This window comes from Pseudolabrys sp. FHR47 (genome assembly GCF_005153485.1).
In the GTDB taxonomy this organism is placed as follows: domain Bacteria; phylum Pseudomonadota; class Alphaproteobacteria; order Rhizobiales; family Xanthobacteraceae; genus Pseudolabrys.
Genome location: NZ_CP039740.1, coordinates 4,485,978 through 4,501,536, shown reverse-complemented (window position 1 = coordinate 4,501,536; position 15,559 = coordinate 4,485,978). Strand labels below are relative to the sequence as shown.

Sequence of the window (15,559 nt, the reverse complement as noted above, 5' to 3'; positions counted from 1 at the left end):
TGGCGCAAAAAAGAAAAGGGGCCGCGCAAGCGCAGCCCCTTTGGCTATCCTCGAACAGCCATAACTTTTTTTAAGAGGCCGCCGCTTCGGCGCCGGTCGAGCTGGTCGCTTCGACGATGCGGGCCTTCTTGCCGCGCAGGTTGCGCAGGTAATACAGCTTGGCGCGACGCACCTTGCCGCGGCGCACGACCTTGAGCGAGTCGATCGCCGGCGCGTAGAGCGGGAACACGCGCTCGACGCCTTCGCCGTACGAAATCTTGCGGACGGTGAAGCTCTCGTGCAGGCCACGGCCCGAACGCGCGATGCAGACACCTTCGTAGGCCTGCACGCGGGTCTTGTCGCCTTCGGTCACCTTGACGTTGACGATCACGGTGTCGCCCGGTGCGAATTCCGGAAGCGTCCTGGCGGCGGACAGCTTCTCGATCTGCTCTTTTTCAAGTTCCTGGATGATGTTCATGGCTCAAATCTCCGTCGGCAGCGCCAGCAACCGGCGCGCGGTTCAAGGCTCAAACTGAATGGGTTGGCCGGGCTTTTAGAGCAAAGCGGGGCCCTTGTCACCTAGGGTTTTGGCCCCGTTTCAGGGCTTCTTTCGGGCCAAAAAGGCCGCCCAGAGGTCCGGGCGGCGTTCCCGGGTCAGCCTTTCGGCCTCGGCGCGGCGCCAGGCGGCGACCTTGGCGTGGTCGCCGGAGGTCAGGACCTCCGGGATCGGCCGGCCCTCAAACACGGCCGGCCGGGTGTACTGGGGGTATTCCAGGAGGCCGTCGGAGAAGCTTTCCTCGACGCCGGAGGCCTCCTTGCCCATGACCCCCGGAATGAGGCGCACGCAGGCGTCCAGCAGGGTCAGGGCGGCCATCTCGCCGCCGGACAGCACGAAATCGCCGAGGCAGACTTCCTCGAGGCCGCGTGCCTCGATCAGGCGCTCGTCAACGCCCTCGAAGCGGCCGCACAGGATCACCGCGCCGGGGCCGGCTGCCAGGTCGCGGACTCTGGCTTGCGTCAGCGGTCTGCCGCGCGCGCTCATGATCATGCGGGGACGGGCATCGGGCGAAACGGCATCCAGCGCGCGGGCGAGGACGTCGGCCTTCATCACCATGCCCGGGCCACCGCCGGCCGGCGTATCATCGACCGTGCCGTGCTTGTCGGTGGCGTAGTCGCGGATCTGTTTGGCTTCGAGTGACCACAGCCCATTGGCGAGCGCGCGGCCGGCCAGGCTGATGCCGAGCGGGCCGGGAAACATCTCCGGATAGAGGGTGAGGATGGTGGCGCGGAACATCACACAGTCCTTATACCTCCCCCTGCAAGGGGGAGGTCGGCGAGCGAAGCTCGCCGGGTGGGGGTCATCGGTGAGGTCAGTTTGACCCCACCCCGACGCGCTTACGCGCGTCGACCCTCCCCTTTCAGGGGAGGGATAAGAAGATCACTCAATGATCGACGGCAGCACGACCGTGATCTTGCCGCCTTTGATGTCGACCTCCGGCACCACCGCATTGGTGAACGGCAGCAGCATCGGCTCGCCGCCCTGCGGCGTCGCGATTTCGATGAGGTCGCCGGCACCGAAATTGTAAAGCGCCGTCACCTTGCCAAGCGCGATGCCCTCCGGTGACACCGCGGCAAGGCCGATGAGATCGGCATGATAATAGGTGCCGTCCTCGTCGATCGCCGGCAGGCGATCGCGCGGCACGTAGAGATCGGTGTTGGTGAGCTTCTCGGCTTCGGTACGGTCGGGCACGCCGGACAGGCGCACGACGAAGTGATCCTTCGCCGCGCGCATCTGTTCGATTTCGAAGGTGCGCTTGCCGTCCTGCGTTTCGAACGGGCCGTAATCGGCGATCGCTTCGGGGTCCTCGGTGAAGGACCACAGCTTGACCTCGCCGCGCACGCCATGCGCCGCGCCAATGCGCGCGACGCATACGCGGGTTTTGTCCGTGCTCTCGGACCTCATGGTGAGGAGCGGCGCGGAGCGCCGCGTCTCGAACCATGAAGAGAGGGGCTTCGGTGCCGCCGCGCCGACTCTTTAAGCTTTGCGAAATCCCCGGACATCAACGCTTCTTTCTTCACGCGCGACCCGCCTTTGATCTGGCGTTCGGCTGCAATCGCGTCGGTGATTTGATCGAAGTACTCGCTATAGGCCAATTCAACCGGCCGCCGGGTCTCGGTGTAACCGGGAAAGTGCCCGCTTTGATGCTCGGCCACGCGCCGCTCAAGATCGGCACGTGTCGTGCCGGTGTAATAGCTGCCGTCGTTGCACCGAAGAATATAAAGCCACGCACCCATTGCGGCCTCGTCCTTCGAGACGGCCGGCTAATGCCGGCCTCCTCAGGACGAGGGTAGCACAACGGCGAATGACGAACCTCAGGCCGCCGGGGCCTTGGCGGCTTCTTCGGCCTTAGCCTTGCGTTCCTTGCGCGGCACGGCCTTCTCCGGATTGTTGCGCACGGTGCGCTTGGCAACGCCGGCCTTGTCGAGGAAGCGCATCACGCGGTCGGACGGCTGCGCGCCCTTCTTCATCCACTCCTTGACCTTCTCGTAGTCGAGCTTGAGGCGCTCTTCCTTGTCCTTCGGCAGCAGCGGATTGAAGTAGCCGAGGCGTTCGATGAAGCGGCCGTCGCGCGGCGAACGCGAGTCGGCGAGCACGATGTGATAGAATGGACGCTTCTTGGTGCCGGCGCGGGCCATACGGATGACGAGCATTTTCAGGTTTCCTTTCAGGTATCTCGATCGTTGATGTGTTGAAGTTGGGTTATTTCTTCTTCCCGAAGCCCGGCAGTCCGCCGGGTCCGGGGAATTTCCCGCCGAGGCCCGGGAGGCCGGGCATGTTCGGCGGCAATTTCGGCATTGTCGGCGGAAAACCTCCGCTACCGGGCAAGCCCGGCGGCAGTTGACCGCCTCCGCCGCCCGGCATGTTCTTGGCGATCTCGGCGAGCTGTTCCGGCGACGGTGCTGCGCCGCCGCCAACACCGAGCATCTGGCCGAGGCCGGCGAGCGGGCCACGTTTGCCGCCCTTGCCGACCATCTTCATCATGTCGGCCATGCCGCGATGCATCTTGAGGAGCTTGTTGATCTGCTCCGGCGAGGTGCCCGAACCGGCGGCGATGCGCTTCTTGCGGCTATTCTTGAGAATGTCGGGATTGCGCCGCTCCTGCGGCGTCATCGACTCGATGATCGCGACCTGACGCTTGAGCAGCTTGTCGTCCATCATCCCGGACGCTGCGATCTGGTTCTTCATCTTGGCGACGCCGGGCATCATGCCCATGAGGCCGCCGATGCCGCCCATCGACATCATCTGCTGAAGCTGGTCGCGCATGTCATTGAGGTCGAACTGACCCTTGCGCATCTTCTCGGCGGTGCGCGCCGCCTTTTCGGCGTCGATATGCGCGGCGGCCTTTTCGACGAGGGCGACGATGTCGCCCATGCCGAGAATGCGGCCGGCGATGCGCGCGGGATCGAACTCCTCCAGCGCGTCCATCTTTTCGCCGGTGCCGATCAGCTTGATTGGCTTCTGCGTCACGGCGCGCATCGACAGCGCGGCGCCACCGCGGCCGTCGCCATCGACGCGGGTCAGCACGATGCCGGTGAGGCCGACGCGCTCGTTAAACGAACGCGCGAGATTGACGGCGTCCTGGCCGGTCAGCGAGTCGGCGACGAGCAGTACTTCATGCGGGTTGGCCGAGCGCTTCACCTCGGCCGCCTCGTTCATCATTTCGTCGTCGAGCGTGGTTCGGCCGGCGGTGTCGAGCAGCACGATGTCGTAGCCGCCGAGGCGGCCGGCCTGGAGCGCGCGCTGCGCGATCTGCGGCGGCTGTTGGCCGGCGACGACGGGCAAAGTATCGATGCCGGTTTCGCGGCCGAGCACGGCGAGTTGCTCCATCGCGGCCGGACGGCGCACGTCGAGCGAAGCCATCAGTACTTTCTTCTTCTGGCGCTCGGTGAGGCGCTTGGCGAGCTTGGCGGTGGTGGTGGTTTTGCCGGAGCCCTGCAGGCCGACCATCATGATCGCGACCGGCGGCGCGGCATTGAGATCGATCGCCTGCGCTTCGGCGCCCAGCGTGGCGACCAACTGGTCGTGCACGATCTTGACCACCATCTGGCCCGGCGTGACGGACTTCACGACGATGGCGCCGACGGCTTCTTTCTTGACCTTGTCGACGAACTCGCGCGCCACATCGAGCGCCACGTCGGCCTCGAGCAGCGCACGGCGCACCTCACGCATCGCGGCGTCGACGTCGGCTTCCGACAGCGCGCCCCGGCGGGTGAGGCGGTCGAGAATGCCGCCAAGTTTTTCCGACAGATTGTCGAACATCCACTTCTCTTTCTTCACCTCTCCCATTGGGAGAGGTCGACCGCGAAGCGGTCGGGTGAGGGGTTACGCCCTCAAATTCAGGAACCCCCTCACCCGATCCTCAGGCTTCGCCTTCGGATCGACCTCTCCCCACAGGGGAGAGGTGAAGGAGCGCAAACGACTTAACGCCCGAGGGCGCATCGCGCTGTCGGGCGGTGGCCTCCGGCCTCATGGACCGGGCGGCGGGTCGAATTCGTCAGTCTCTATCGAGAACGGCGGGAAACTAGGGACCGGGAGGAGTACGGTCAAGTCAAAGTTCACCGAACAAGAGTCACTGATTCTCTACAATTTATCAGTGGCTTAGGTTCGGTCATGTTTAATCCGCCGAGCCAATAACCAAAGCTATTGAAAAATATGTACTTTTTCGAATCGGCAGGCCGAGCGACATGTGCCACAAGCTATTGATATAGCTTGCTTTATTCCGCCCCGCACACGGTTTCTCTAAAAACTGTTCGTATCTCACTTCAACCCATTGTTTCCAATGAGCAAAAGGAATCCAAGTCTAACTTGCTAGTGACGGGGATCGGCAGGCCCTGAGAAGCGTCCGATCCGCCCTTTTCGGGCTGACTAGCTGGCTGGGGGCTATGCCCCTCCGGGCGGCGCACCGTCGCGCTGCTCGGTCTGCCCTGCCCCTTCCATAAGGGTAGGTTGTTTTGCGGTTCTTACAGCGGCGTATCTTAGGGTCCAAACCTGAGATGCGCCGTTATGCATTTTGCATTGTACGCAACTATGTACACTCCAAGTGCGACCTGCGCCGCAAGAGGTGTGTGCGTCACACGCACAAAAAATTCAGTTTGGCTGAATATCGAACTTTTATTCGAATTCGTTCTTCCCACTGAGTACTTGAATTATTTGGATAAATTGACGGCAAGGAAATTCGCCAGCTCCGCCGAGGCCAAGGCTGCGGTATCCGGATCGTATTTCACCCAGTGGCCGAAGGTGAAATCCATGCCGTTGCGGATGCCCGGATCATCGAAGCCATGGAAGGCCTCGGGGTAGACCACCAGCCGCACAGGCGCGCCGCGGCCATCGCGCCGCTGCATCCACCACTCGCACAGTTTGATGGGCGACCAGGCGTCGAGTTCGCCGATCAGGATCAGGGTCGGCAGCGCCAGTGTTTGCCTGGCGGCGTTGCATCGCGGGTAGAAGGCGACGACGGCCCGATAGCTCGGACCGTCCGGCATATCGAACAGGCGATAAGGCCGCTCGGACGCGACCTGCAGCGCGGCCGCGCCGCCCTGGGCGTGGCCGACAAGCGCGATGCGTTGCGGATCGACGAAAGGCAGCGTGGCGAGATAGGTAAGCGCGCCCATGGCATCGGCGTGGCGGTCGGCCGGCGGCGTGACGCAGTCGTCCTTGAGGCCGCGCGTCGTGAAGCTGTCCACGACCAGCGACACATAACCCCAGTTCGTCATGCGTGCCGCGCTTGCACGCCGCATGCGCTCGGTGAGGCCGCTGCAGCCGTGCAGATGCACCACGGCGGGAAAGGGACCCGCGCCATCGGGCTTCGACAGATAGCCGATGAGCGGAGTCGCTGGATTAAGCGGCGGCACTTCTCCGCGCTCATACGCGATACGTTGCTTCAGCGTGCCGACGAGGTAGCGCGCGCTGTCGAAGCCGATGCGTTCTTCGGCTGACGCGGTCTGTGCCGCCAGCACGGCGAGCAATGTCGTGAGCGATAAAAACGGCCGCGCAAGACGCATCGCATTGGCTCCGCAGGGATGCCAATTCCGCGCTCAAGACTATCGCGGCCTGTCAGGGCGTCAATTCAAAGGTCACGGAGACGGCGGCGCGCAGCAGTTGCTCACCCGGCGCCACCGGTACGGCGGAAGCGCGCATCGCCTGCACGACCGGCCGCGGCGGGCTCGATCCTTCTTCGGTGATCGAGGTCACCGGACCGAGCTTGACGCCGGCGGCCTTGGCATAAAGCTCGGCCTTGCGGCGGGCATCGGAGACGGCGTCGTCGCGCGCCTGATCGAGCAGTTTCGACTGCTCCGACACGACAAATTCGATGCCGGACATTTCGTTGGCACCGGCGGCAATGGCGCGATCGAGAATGCCGGGGAATTTATCGATTTCGCGGATGCGAATGGTGATCTGGTTGGTGACCTGGAAGCCGAGCAGCCGCGCCGGGCCGGCCTTGCCCTGTTCGTATTGCGGCTGCAGGGACAGGCGCGAGGTCTGCACGTCGCGGTCGGCGACGCCGGCCTCCTTGATGGCCGCCAGCACATTGGTCATCTGCCGGGCATTGGTCTCGCTCGCCTCGCGCGCATTCTTGCCCTGGCTGGTGACGCCGAGCCGGATGTTGGCATTGTCGGGCGCGACCGAGACGGTGGCTTCGCCGGTGACGGTGATCGAACGCTCGGCGGCACGGGCGGCAGCCGGCATGATCGGCGTGGCTAATGTGCAGGCGACGATCATCAGGCTCAGAGCGTGGCGGGACATCGATTTCATCATTTCACCGGCACATAGACGTTGATGACGAGAGAGTTCGGATCGCTCTTGGCAGGATCCGTGGCGAATTCCTCGATGAACAGATCCTGTGCTTCGAGATTGCGATCGTCGAGATAATTGGTGATCGCCTCGTAAGTCGTATCCATCGCGTCATAGGAACCGCGATGGACGAACTTCAGCGCCTTGCCGGCGGGCGCCTTGCCCGAGGCGATGTCGCCTTTCGGCGGATTGGCGAGCGGCTGCGCGATGATGACGCCGGCCTGGAACGAGAATCCGGTGTCGTCGGTCTCGGTATAGACGGTGAGATAAGGGCCGGCGGGCTTGATGTTCTGCTTGGTGAGGTAATCGTTCAGCGACTTGAAGGCGTCGATCAATGTATCGAAGGCCGTATCCCAGTTGGTGTGACCCTTGATGTAGACGACATTGCGGTCGGGAAGTTGCACTTCCTCGCCGAAGGCGTCGCCGGGCTGGGCGGGCAGCGGCACATGCGGCTTGATATCCGGCATCGGCGCCGCCGGGGTCGGGCCCGGCTTGGGCGGAGCGCCTTGCGCCAGCGCGTTCGGACCCGTCGCCAGCCAGACCGCCGCGATCGCCGCCAAGGCAAGGTGCAAGCCAAGGTACAAGCCGAGGCTCCGCGCTCCAGACATCGTGCGCTCTCCGTCCTTTTCCGGCGATTCGGTTAGGCAGGTGATTCTATCATGGCCCCTAGCCAATGGGACGATCTTTGGCCATATAAACCGGGCGAAAGCCGGGCAAGGTCCCGGTTTTCCAGAACCGCTGGCGGATCATGGGTGCGCTTTCCAACAAGGCTTTCGTGAAGATGAACGGCGCCGGCAACGAGATCGTCGTTGTCGATCTGCGTGCCGATACGCCGCGCGCTGTGCCGATCGCCGCCGACGAGGCGCGCGCCGCCGCATCGCCTGCCGGTGCGCCTTATGACCAATTAATGGCGCTCTATCCGCCGCGCACGCCGGGCACCGAAGCCTTCATCCGCATTTACAACAGCGACGGCTCCGAAGCCGGCGCCTGCGGCAACGGCATGCGTTGCGTCGCGACCATCGTCTCAGATGCGAACGGCAAGTCCAAGCTGGTGTTCGAAACCGGCGCCGGCATTCTCAACGCCTGGAAGAACGATAACGGCCAATTCACCGTCGACATGGGCAAGCCGCGCTTTGCCTGGAACGAGATTCCGCTGGCCGAGGAATTCCGCGACACGCGGATCATCGAGTTGCAGGTCGGGCCGATCGATGCGCCGATCCTGCATTCGCCGTCGGTCGTCAACATGGGCAACCCGCACGCCATCTTCTGGGTCGACGATCCTTATGCCTACGATCTGGAAAAGTTCGGGCCGCTGCTCGAAAATCATCCGATCTTTCCCGACCGCGCCAACATCACGCTCGCGCATATTGTCGATCGCGAGCACATCGTCATGCGCACCTGGGAGCGCGGCGCCGGCTTGACGCGCGCCTGCGGCTCGGCCGCCTGCGCCACCGCGGTGGCGGCGGCACGGCTCAAGCGCACCGAGCGCAAGGTGCATATGACGCTGCCTGGCGGCGAACTCGTCATCGAATGGCGTGCCAGCGACGATCACGTGCTGATGACCGGGCCGGTCGAGTTCGAGTTCAACGGCACGTTCGACGAAAAGCTGTTCGAGAAGGCGCCAACGCCGTGAGCGTCGAGGTGCTGACCTTCGGCTGCCGGCTGAACATTGCCGAATCCGAAGTGATCAAGCGCGAGGCGGAGGCTGGCGGCGTCACCGATGCCGTGGTGTTCAACACCTGCGCGGTGACGGCGGAAGCCGTGAAGCAGGCGCGACAGAGCATCCGCCGCGTCCGGCGCGAGAGGCCCGATACAAAAATCATCGTCACCGGTTGCGCGGCCCAGGCCGACAGTGCGCCGTTCGCGGCGCTGCCGGAAGTCGATCGCGTGCTCGGCAATGAGGAGAAGCTTTCCGCGCAAGAATGGCAAAAAGCGTGGCGCGGCGAGGCGCGCGTTTCGGTCGGCGACATCATGGCCTCGACCGGCATCAAGGCGCATGGCGTGGATCATATCGACGGCCACACCCGCGCGTTCGTGCAGGTGCAGAACGGCTGCGACCATCGCTGCACGTTCTGTATCATCCCGTTCGGGCGCGGCAATTCGCGCTCGCTGCCGATCGCTGATGTGATTGCGCAGGCGCGGCGGCTCACATCGAATGGTTATCGCGAGATCGTGCTGACCGGCGTCGATATCACCAGCTATCGCGATGGCGAATTGAAGCTCGGCGCGCTGGTCAAGCGGCTGCTGCATGAGGTGCCGGAGATCGCGCGGCTGCGGCTGTCGTCGATTGATTCCGTCGAGGCCGACGCCGATCTGCTCGATGCGCTGGCGAACGAGCCGCGGCTGATGCCGCATCTGCATCTGTCGCTGCAGGCCGGCGACGACATGATCCTCAAGCGCATGAAGCGGCGGCATTCGCGTGCCGACGCCATCGCCTTCTGCAACGAGGTGCGCCGGCTGCGGCCGGATGTCGTGTTCGGCGCCGACATCATCGCCGGCTTCCCGACTGAGACCGACAACATGTTTGCGCGCTCGCTCGATCTGGTCGACGACTGCGGGCTGACCCAGCTTCATGTCTTTCCGTTCTCGCCGCGGCCCGGTACGCCGGCGGCGAGGATGCCGCAGCTCGACCGCGCTGTCGTCAAGGAACGCGCGCAGCGTCTGCGCGAGCGCGGCGAGGCTGCCTTACGCGCGCATCTCGATGCGCAAGTCGGTGCGACGCATCGCGTGCTGACCGAGCGCGGCGGCATCGCCCGCACCGAGCAGTTCACGCCAGTACGACTGAATTCACCCGTCGCGCCGGGGCTGTTTCTCGATCTCACCGTCGCCGGTCACGACGGGCGGCAACTGCTCGCTGCCTGACCACCCGCACGCGCGCAGCAACTCCCGCATATGCTCCGGCACCGGCGCTTCGATCGTCACCGCCGGCTTGTTCTTCGAGATCGGCACCGTGATGCTGCGTGAGTGCAGATGCAGCGGCGGCACCCCGCTGCGATCGGCGCTGCCATAGATCGGATCGCCGACAATGGGAAAGCCCATCTCGGCGCAATGCACGCGCAGTTGATGCGTGCGGCCGGTCAGCGGCTCAAGCGCGAGCCATGCTTTGCCTTCCCCGCGCCCCATCACCTTCCACGTCGATTGCGCCGGCTTGCCGCTCGGATCGGGCTTCATCCACCAGCCGCGGGTCTTGTCGAGTTCGGCGAGCGCCATGTCGATCAGGCCTTCGTCCTCGGCCGGGCCGCCTTCGACCACGGCCCAGTAGGTCTTGCCGACCTTGCCCTGCTTGAACAGCTTGCCGAGCAGCGCCAGCGCCTTGCGGTGGCGGCCGAGCACGAGGCAGCCCGAGGTATCCTTGTCGAGGCGGTGCGCCAGCGCCGGGTCGCGTGGCAGGCCAAAGCGCAGCGCGCCGAAATAGTCCTCGAGGCTATGGCCGCCTTTGGGCCCGCGATGGACGGACAGCCCCGCCGGCTTGTCGACGACCAGCATCATGCCGTCACGGTAGAGGAGGCGGGCGAGCATCTCGTCGGGGGTCATAATTTCTTACCAATGGCCGCCGAAACGGGTATCAGGGGCGCGGCTCCCTGGGAACTGGCAATGAACGAGACGACCGAAAAGCAGAGCTGGTGGAAGCGCCTGAGCGGCGGTCTCAAGCGTACCTCGGCCTCGCTCGGAACCGCGATCAGCGATCTCGTCACCAAGCGCAAGCTTGATGCCGCCACGCTCGACGATCTGGAGAATGAGCTGATCCGCGCCGATCTCGGTGTCGGCTTTGCCTCGCGCATCGCCGAAACGCTCGGCGGCGGCCGTTACGAGAAGGGCATTGCGCCGGACGAATTGCGCGCGCTGCTCGCCGGCGAGATCGAGAAGGTAATGGCGCCGGTGGCCAAGCCGCTCGAAGTCACCGCGCAGCCTTTCGTCATCCTGGTTTCTGGCGTCAACGGTTCGGGCAAGACCACCACCATTGGCAAGATGTCGGCGCGCTTCCGCGCCCAGGGCAAAAAGGTGATGCTGGTCGCGGCCGACACGTTCCGTGCCGCCGCTATCGATCAGCTCAAGATCTGGGCCGAGCGTACCGGCGCCTCGGTCGTCGCCCGCACGCCCGGCGCCGATCCGGCCGGCCTCGCCTTCGATGCGGTGACGCAGGCCAAGGCCGACGGCACCGAGGTCGTGCTCATCGACACCGCCGGCCGTCTGCAGAACCGTGCCGAATTGATGAACGAGCTGGAAAAGGTCGTGCGCGTCATCCGCAAGGTGGAGCCCTCGGCGCCGCATGCCGTGCTGCTGGTGCTCGATGCCACTGTCGGGCAGAACGCGCTGAGCCAGGTCGAGATCTTCGGCAAGATCGCGGGCGTCACCGGTCTCGTGATGACCAAGCTCGACGGCACCGCGCGCGGCGGCATCCTTGTGGCGATTGCTGAGAAGTTCAAACTGCCGGTGCACTTCATCGGCGTCGGCGAAGGCGTCGACGACCTGAGCGATTTCACTGCGCGCGATTTCGCCCGCGCGGTGGTGGGGATTGAGGATTAAATGGCTGACAAAAAACAACTCAATCCCCTGCTCAAGCTGGCGCTCGACATCGGGCCGCTGATCCTGTTCTTCGTCATGAATTCCCGACTTGGCATCTATTACGCCACCGGCGGCTTCATGGTCGCGGTGCTGGCCGCACTCGCCGTCTCCTATGCATTGACGCGGCATATCGCCGTCATGCCGGTGGTCACGGCGGTGGTGGTACTGGTCTTCGGCGGGCTGACGCTTGTGCTGCACGACGACGTGTTCATCAAGCTCAAGCCGACCATCATCTATCTCCTGTTCGCCGGCGCGCTGCTGTTCGGCATCGTGTTCAACAAGCCGCTGCTCAATATCGTCTTCGACTCGGTGTTCCACATCACCGACGAAGGCTGGCGCAAGCTGACCTGGCGCTGGATGCTGTTCTTCGTCTTTCTCGCCGTGCTCAACGAGGCGGTCTGGCGCACGCAGACGACGGACTTCTGGGTTAATTTCAAGCTGTTCGGCTTCGTGCCGCTGACGCTGCTGTTCGGCATCGCGCAGGTGCCCCTGCTGAACAAATACGCCGCGCCCGACAAGAAGCCGTAGGCTCAGGCGGCGGGCGCCGTCGCGGCGCGTTCGCGCAGATAAGGTTTGCGGAAGGCGAGAAAGCGCTTCTCGAGCAAATTGTAGGACATCGCCGCCACCGGCAGGAAGGCGATGAAGGCCAATGTCGCGCTGAGCCACGCGACATAGAAATCATCGGCGCTGCCGCTGCGGCCCCAGAAGGTGTGACGCAGCGCGATGATCGGGAAGAAGTGCAAGAGATAAATCGAGTACGACCATTCGCCGATCCGCGTCAGCGCGGCATCAACGGCCGCGGGGATGCGGAAAGTCGTGCCGTCATACCAGGCGATCAAGGCGCCGAAGGCGATGGCCTCGATCGTCGGAATGACGATCCAGATCGGATGCGTTGATGGCGCGCCGGTGCGGTTATGAAAGCCGCCCATGGCATCGAACTGCGTCCAGATGATCAGGAACGACAGCATCGAAATCGCCGTGACGATGTTGAGCGCCGGCCGGCGTAACGTGCCGGACATTGTCGCGAAGGCGAAGATCATGCCGAACACGAACTGATCGATGCGGCCGAAGATGGTCCAGTAGGCGATGTGCTGCGCCTCGCCGAAGGTGAGCCACCAGTTCACGCGCAACGCCAGCGCACCGGCAACCACCAGCATCAGCGCGCCCGGGCCCTGGCGGCGCACCAGCAACAGCAGCAATGGAAATATGAGATAGAAGTGTAGCTCGATTGCGATCGACCACGCGCCATAGGGCCAGGTCGGCAGCAGGAAGCCATAGATGAGATCGCTCGCCAGGATCGGCGTGCCGCCCATCTGCCCGATGACGACCCAGGCGGCGAGGCACAGGATCAGGAGCGGCGCCAGCCGCATCGCCCGGTTCCACAGGAAGTTGGGGAAGTCGATTTCGTTATCGCCAACCAGCTTGGCAAACAGATAGCCGGACAACGTCATGAACAGGGCGACGCCGGTGTGGCCCTCGTCAAACAACGCCAGCGGAAACACCGGCTGGCTGGCATAGGGCACCGGAAAATCCGGCGTCATGTGCAGGAAATGCCAGACGAAGACCAGATAGGCGGCGAAGGCGCGCAGGTGGTCGAGCCGGGAGAAGTGCTGGCCGCTGGTCGAGTGCAAAAGGCTGATCCTTCCTGCCCACGGGACGGACGTGGGTGAGGGGTATCATTGCCGGCTCTAACGTTTGGTTACGGGCGCGAATGGCTCGTGGTTAAGGCTGTTGCAGCGCCTTTTCGATCTGCGGCTTGAGCACGGCCTCGAGATTTTGCGGCGTAATCGGGCCGACCAGTTTGTAGGCGATGCGGCCGTCGCGGCCGACCAGGAAGGTCTCCGGCACGCCATAGACGCCCCAGTCGATCGAGGCGCGGCCCTTCTCGTCGACGCCGACGGCGCTAAAGGGATTGCCGTAGCGGTTGAGGAAGCGCCGTGCATTCTCGGCGACGTCCTTGTAATTGATGCCGACGATGGCGAAACGCTTGTCCTTATAGCTTTGATCTTTGGCGAGTGCGTCGAGCAGCGGCGCTTCGTCGTGACACGGCACGCACCACGACGCCCAGACATTCACCAGAGTCACCTGGCCCTTGAGCATGTCGTCCGTCAGGCCCGGCACCGGTTTGCCATTGACGGCCAAGGCCTCGAGCGGCGGCAGGTTGGTTGGCGGCACGGGTTTGCCGATCAGCGCCGATGGCAGCTTCGACGGATCGCCGGCGATCAGGCCGAAATAGAACAGCGCGGCGATGGCAACGAATATCGCGAGCGGCAAAGCCAGCAGCAGACCGCGTGAGCGCTTGGGCGGGGCGTTGTCGTCCACGGCGCTCATGCCCGGTCCTCGCGCTGCGAACGGCGCTTGATGCCGCGGCTTTCGAGGTCGTTGAGAATGCGTCGTTGCACGGCATAGTCGCGCACGATCCAGACCGTCAGTCCGAGGACGACGATCACGGTCGCAAGATATGCGACGACAATGAAGCTCGCGTGAGGTCCGAGAGCCATCATGCGCTCTTTCCTTTGCGCATGACCTTTTCGGAAAACCGCTTCACACTTTTCCGGGTCATGCGCTTGCCGCCTGCATCATGCGCATGGAACGGACGCGGCGGCGCAGAATTTCGTTGCGCATCGCCGCGATGTGCAATGTGAAGAACAGCAGCGTGAAGGCCAGTGCCATCACCAATAGCGGCACGAGGATCGTCGGGTCGATGGCCGGGCCGTCCATGCGTACGACCGAGGCTGGCTGGTGTAGCGTGTTCCACCAGTCGACCGAGAATTTGATGATCGGGATGTTGACGGCGCCGACCAGTGCCAGAATGGCGGCGGCGCGCGCAGCGCGGTTCGGATCGTCGGCGGTCCAGTACAGAGCCAGCATGCCGAGATAGAGCAGGAACAGCACCAGCACCGAGGTCAGCCGCGCGTCCCACACCCAATAGGTGCCCCACATCGGCCGGCCCCACAGCGAGCCGGTGATGAGGCAGATGAAGGTGAAGGCGGCACCGATCGGCGCCGCGGCTTTGACCGCGACATCGGCGAGCGGATGCCGCCATACGAGAGTCCCCAGCGCCGCGACGGTCATCAGGCCCCAGCCCATCATCGCCAGCCATGCCGACGGCACATGCAGGAACATGATCTTGACGGTCGCGCCCTGCTGGTAGTCGTCCGGCGCATAGGCGACGCGATAGAGCCCGTAGGCGAAGACGATCGCGGTCGCGGCCGCGAGCCACGGCAGCACGCGGTTGGCCAGCACAAGGAAACGGGTCGGGTTGGCGAGGTCGATCAGGGCCATATCTGAACTCTAGGACTGGCAGATATCTAGCCAGCGCGCGACAGGCGGGCAATGACGTGAGTCAAGGCCGCGGTCATGTCTTCGTTACTCATTGTCACTCCTGTCCCTGCCGCAGGGCGGCCGCGGCGGCAAAAGGTCCGAGCACGAAACTCGCCAGAGACAGCGCGCAGAGGATGGTGAAAGGCGGCCCGAAGGGCGCAGGCCCGACGATGGCGGCGTTCGCCGCGGCGACGCCGAAGATCAGCACCGGCACTGTCAGCGGCAGCACCAGGATCGCCATCAGGAGGCCGCCGCGTCGCAATGTCACGGACAGGGCCGCGCCGATCAGGCCGATGAAGGTCAGCGACGGCGTGCCGGCAAGCAGGGTCAGCGCGACATAGCCCATCGCCGTGAGTTCGACATTGAGCATCAGGCCGAGCACCGGCGTGATGACGATGAGCGGCAGCGCCGTGGTGAGCCAGTGCGCGATGGCCTTGGCAGCGACCGTCAGTTCCAGCGGCAGGCTGCTCATGGTGAGAAGATCGAGCGAGCCGTCGTCATGGTCGCTGGCGAACAGCCGGTCGAGCGCGAGCAACGTCGAGAGCAGGGCGCCGATCCACAGCATGGCCGGGCCGATCCGCGCCAGGAGGTTGAGGTCCGGGCCGATGGCGAAGGGGATCATCGAGACGACGACGAAATAGAACAGCGCGCCCATTAGCGCGCCGCCGCCGACGCGGACGGACAGACGCATGTCGCGGAGGATTAAGGCCGTAAAAGCGGTCATTGGCGGCATTCCATTAAACCGGTCATCCCCGCGAAAGCGGGGATCCAGCTCTTTGTCGCGCTGACGCCTGCCCAAGGACGTGCTGGATTCCCGCTTTCGCGGGAATGACGGAA

General features: G+C 64.1%; 19 protein-coding genes. 4 read left to right on the top strand and 15 right to left on the bottom strand.

The window, feature by feature from the left end; translation table 11 throughout:
- Positions 1 to 70: 70 nt before the first annotated feature.
- The 9 genes from rplS to E8Q40_RS21720 form a co-directional block, all read right to left on the bottom strand.
- Positions 71 to 457 carry a 50S ribosomal protein L19 gene (gene rplS, locus E8Q40_RS21760; protein ID WP_137046496.1) on the bottom strand — a complete coding sequence of 129 codons (387 nt, stop codon included), beginning with the start codon at positions 455 to 457 and terminating at the stop codon, positions 71 to 73.
- Positions 458 to 577: 120 nt separating this feature from the next.
- The gene (gene trmD, locus E8Q40_RS21755) at positions 578 to 1,273 is read right to left on the bottom strand and encodes a tRNA (guanosine(37)-N1)-methyltransferase TrmD (RefSeq protein ID WP_137046495.1); all 696 of its coding nucleotides are present in this window, start codon (positions 1,271 to 1,273) and stop codon (positions 578 to 580) included.
- 144 nt (positions 1,274 to 1,417) lie between these two features.
- The gene (gene rimM, locus E8Q40_RS21750; protein WP_137046494.1) at positions 1,418 to 1,942 is read right to left on the bottom strand and encodes a ribosome maturation factor RimM; all 525 of its coding nucleotides are present in this window, start codon (positions 1,940 to 1,942) and stop codon (positions 1,418 to 1,420) included.
- Positions 1,939 to 2,274, bottom strand: a complete 336-nt coding sequence (locus E8Q40_RS21745; protein ID WP_137046493.1) for a GIY-YIG nuclease family protein — start codon at positions 2,272 to 2,274, stop codon at positions 1,939 to 1,941. Before E8Q40_RS21745 ends, rimM begins: the two co-directional genes overlap by 4 nt.
- A gap of 78 nt (positions 2,275 to 2,352) precedes the next feature.
- The gene (rpsP, locus tag E8Q40_RS21740; protein ID WP_137046492.1) at positions 2,353 to 2,691 is read right to left on the bottom strand and encodes a 30S ribosomal protein S16; all 339 of its coding nucleotides are present in this window, start codon (positions 2,689 to 2,691) and stop codon (positions 2,353 to 2,355) included.
- Between the two features lie 49 nt (positions 2,692 to 2,740).
- Complete coding sequence (gene ffh / locus E8Q40_RS21735) at positions 2,741 to 4,300, bottom strand: signal recognition particle protein (protein WP_137046491.1); 1,560 nt, start codon at positions 4,298 to 4,300, stop codon at positions 2,741 to 2,743.
- An 887-nt stretch (positions 4,301 to 5,187) separates the two neighbouring features.
- Positions 5,188 to 6,042, bottom strand: coding sequence for a dienelactone hydrolase family protein (locus E8Q40_RS21730; RefSeq protein WP_137046490.1), 855 nt, complete (start codon positions 6,040 to 6,042; stop codon positions 5,188 to 5,190).
- Positions 6,043 to 6,094: 52 nt separating this feature from the next.
- Complete coding sequence (locus tag E8Q40_RS21725) at positions 6,095 to 6,784, bottom strand: SIMPL domain-containing protein (RefSeq protein WP_246662957.1); 690 nt, start codon at positions 6,782 to 6,784, stop codon at positions 6,095 to 6,097.
- A gap of 8 nt (positions 6,785 to 6,792) precedes the next feature.
- On the bottom strand, positions 6,793 to 7,416 hold the full coding sequence (locus tag E8Q40_RS21720; RefSeq protein ID WP_246662956.1) for a GyrI-like domain-containing protein: 624 nt from the start codon (positions 7,414 to 7,416) through the stop codon (positions 6,793 to 6,795).
- Positions 7,417 to 7,580: 164 nt separating this feature from the next.
- On the opposite strand from E8Q40_RS21720, the gene dapF reads away from it, so the two are divergent.
- Together dapF and mtaB are read left to right on the top strand one after the other, a co-directional pair.
- Positions 7,581 to 8,465: a diaminopimelate epimerase gene (dapF, locus tag E8Q40_RS21715; RefSeq protein ID WP_137046487.1), complete on the top strand. Its 885-nt coding sequence runs from the start codon at positions 7,581 to 7,583 to the stop codon at positions 8,463 to 8,465.
- Positions 8,462 to 9,694 (top strand): tRNA (N(6)-L-threonylcarbamoyladenosine(37)-C(2))-methylthiotransferase MtaB, encoded by a 1,233-nt coding sequence (gene mtaB, locus E8Q40_RS21710; protein WP_205995625.1) that lies wholly within the window; start codon positions 8,462 to 8,464, stop codon positions 9,692 to 9,694. The genes dapF and mtaB overlap by 4 nt, the downstream gene beginning before the upstream one ends.
- Here mtaB and E8Q40_RS21705 read toward each other — a convergent pair.
- Positions 9,620 to 10,366 carry an RluA family pseudouridine synthase gene (locus tag E8Q40_RS21705; RefSeq protein WP_137046485.1) on the bottom strand — a complete coding sequence of 249 codons (747 nt, stop codon included), beginning with the start codon at positions 10,364 to 10,366 and terminating at the stop codon, positions 9,620 to 9,622. The two genes, mtaB and E8Q40_RS21705, sit on opposite strands and share 75 nt — an antisense overlap.
- A 60-nt stretch (positions 10,367 to 10,426) precedes the next feature.
- Here E8Q40_RS21705 and ftsY point away from each other — a divergent pair, with 60 nt between their 5' ends.
- Both ftsY and E8Q40_RS21695 read left to right on the top strand, forming a co-directional pair.
- The gene (gene ftsY / locus E8Q40_RS21700; RefSeq protein ID WP_137046484.1) at positions 10,427 to 11,359 is read left to right on the top strand and encodes a signal recognition particle-docking protein FtsY; all 933 of its coding nucleotides are present in this window, start codon (positions 10,427 to 10,429) and stop codon (positions 11,357 to 11,359) included.
- Entirely contained in the window at positions 11,360 to 11,926 is a 567-nt protein-coding gene (locus E8Q40_RS21695) for a septation protein A (RefSeq protein WP_137046483.1), read from the top strand. It abuts the gene before it with no gap.
- A 2-nt stretch (positions 11,927 to 11,928) separates the two neighbouring features.
- Here the strand turns inward: E8Q40_RS21695 and E8Q40_RS21690 are convergent, their stop codons facing one another.
- The 5 genes from E8Q40_RS21690 to ccmB all read right to left on the bottom strand — a co-directional run bounded on the left by E8Q40_RS21690 (position 11,929) and on the right by ccmB (position 15,446).
- A complete protein-coding gene (locus E8Q40_RS21690; RefSeq protein WP_168197932.1) occupies positions 11,929 to 13,029 on the bottom strand; it encodes an acyltransferase in 1,101 nt (366 codons plus the stop codon).
- A gap of 91 nt (positions 13,030 to 13,120) precedes the next feature.
- Positions 13,121 to 13,729 (bottom strand): DsbE family thiol:disulfide interchange protein, encoded by a 609-nt coding sequence (locus E8Q40_RS21685; protein ID WP_137046481.1) that lies wholly within the window; start codon positions 13,727 to 13,729, stop codon positions 13,121 to 13,123.
- Positions 13,726 to 13,902: a heme exporter protein CcmD gene (ccmD, locus tag E8Q40_RS21680; protein WP_370455216.1), complete on the bottom strand. Its 177-nt coding sequence runs from the start codon at positions 13,900 to 13,902 to the stop codon at positions 13,726 to 13,728. Before ccmD ends, E8Q40_RS21685 begins: the two co-directional genes overlap by 4 nt.
- A gap of 55 nt (positions 13,903 to 13,957) precedes the next feature.
- Positions 13,958 to 14,683 (bottom strand): heme ABC transporter permease, encoded by a 726-nt coding sequence (locus E8Q40_RS21675; protein WP_137046480.1) that lies wholly within the window; start codon positions 14,681 to 14,683, stop codon positions 13,958 to 13,960.
- A 94-nt stretch (positions 14,684 to 14,777) separates the two neighbouring features.
- The gene (gene ccmB / locus E8Q40_RS21670; protein WP_137046479.1) at positions 14,778 to 15,446 is read right to left on the bottom strand and encodes a heme exporter protein CcmB; all 669 of its coding nucleotides are present in this window, start codon (positions 15,444 to 15,446) and stop codon (positions 14,778 to 14,780) included.
- Positions 15,447 to 15,559: the final 113 nt, after the last annotated feature.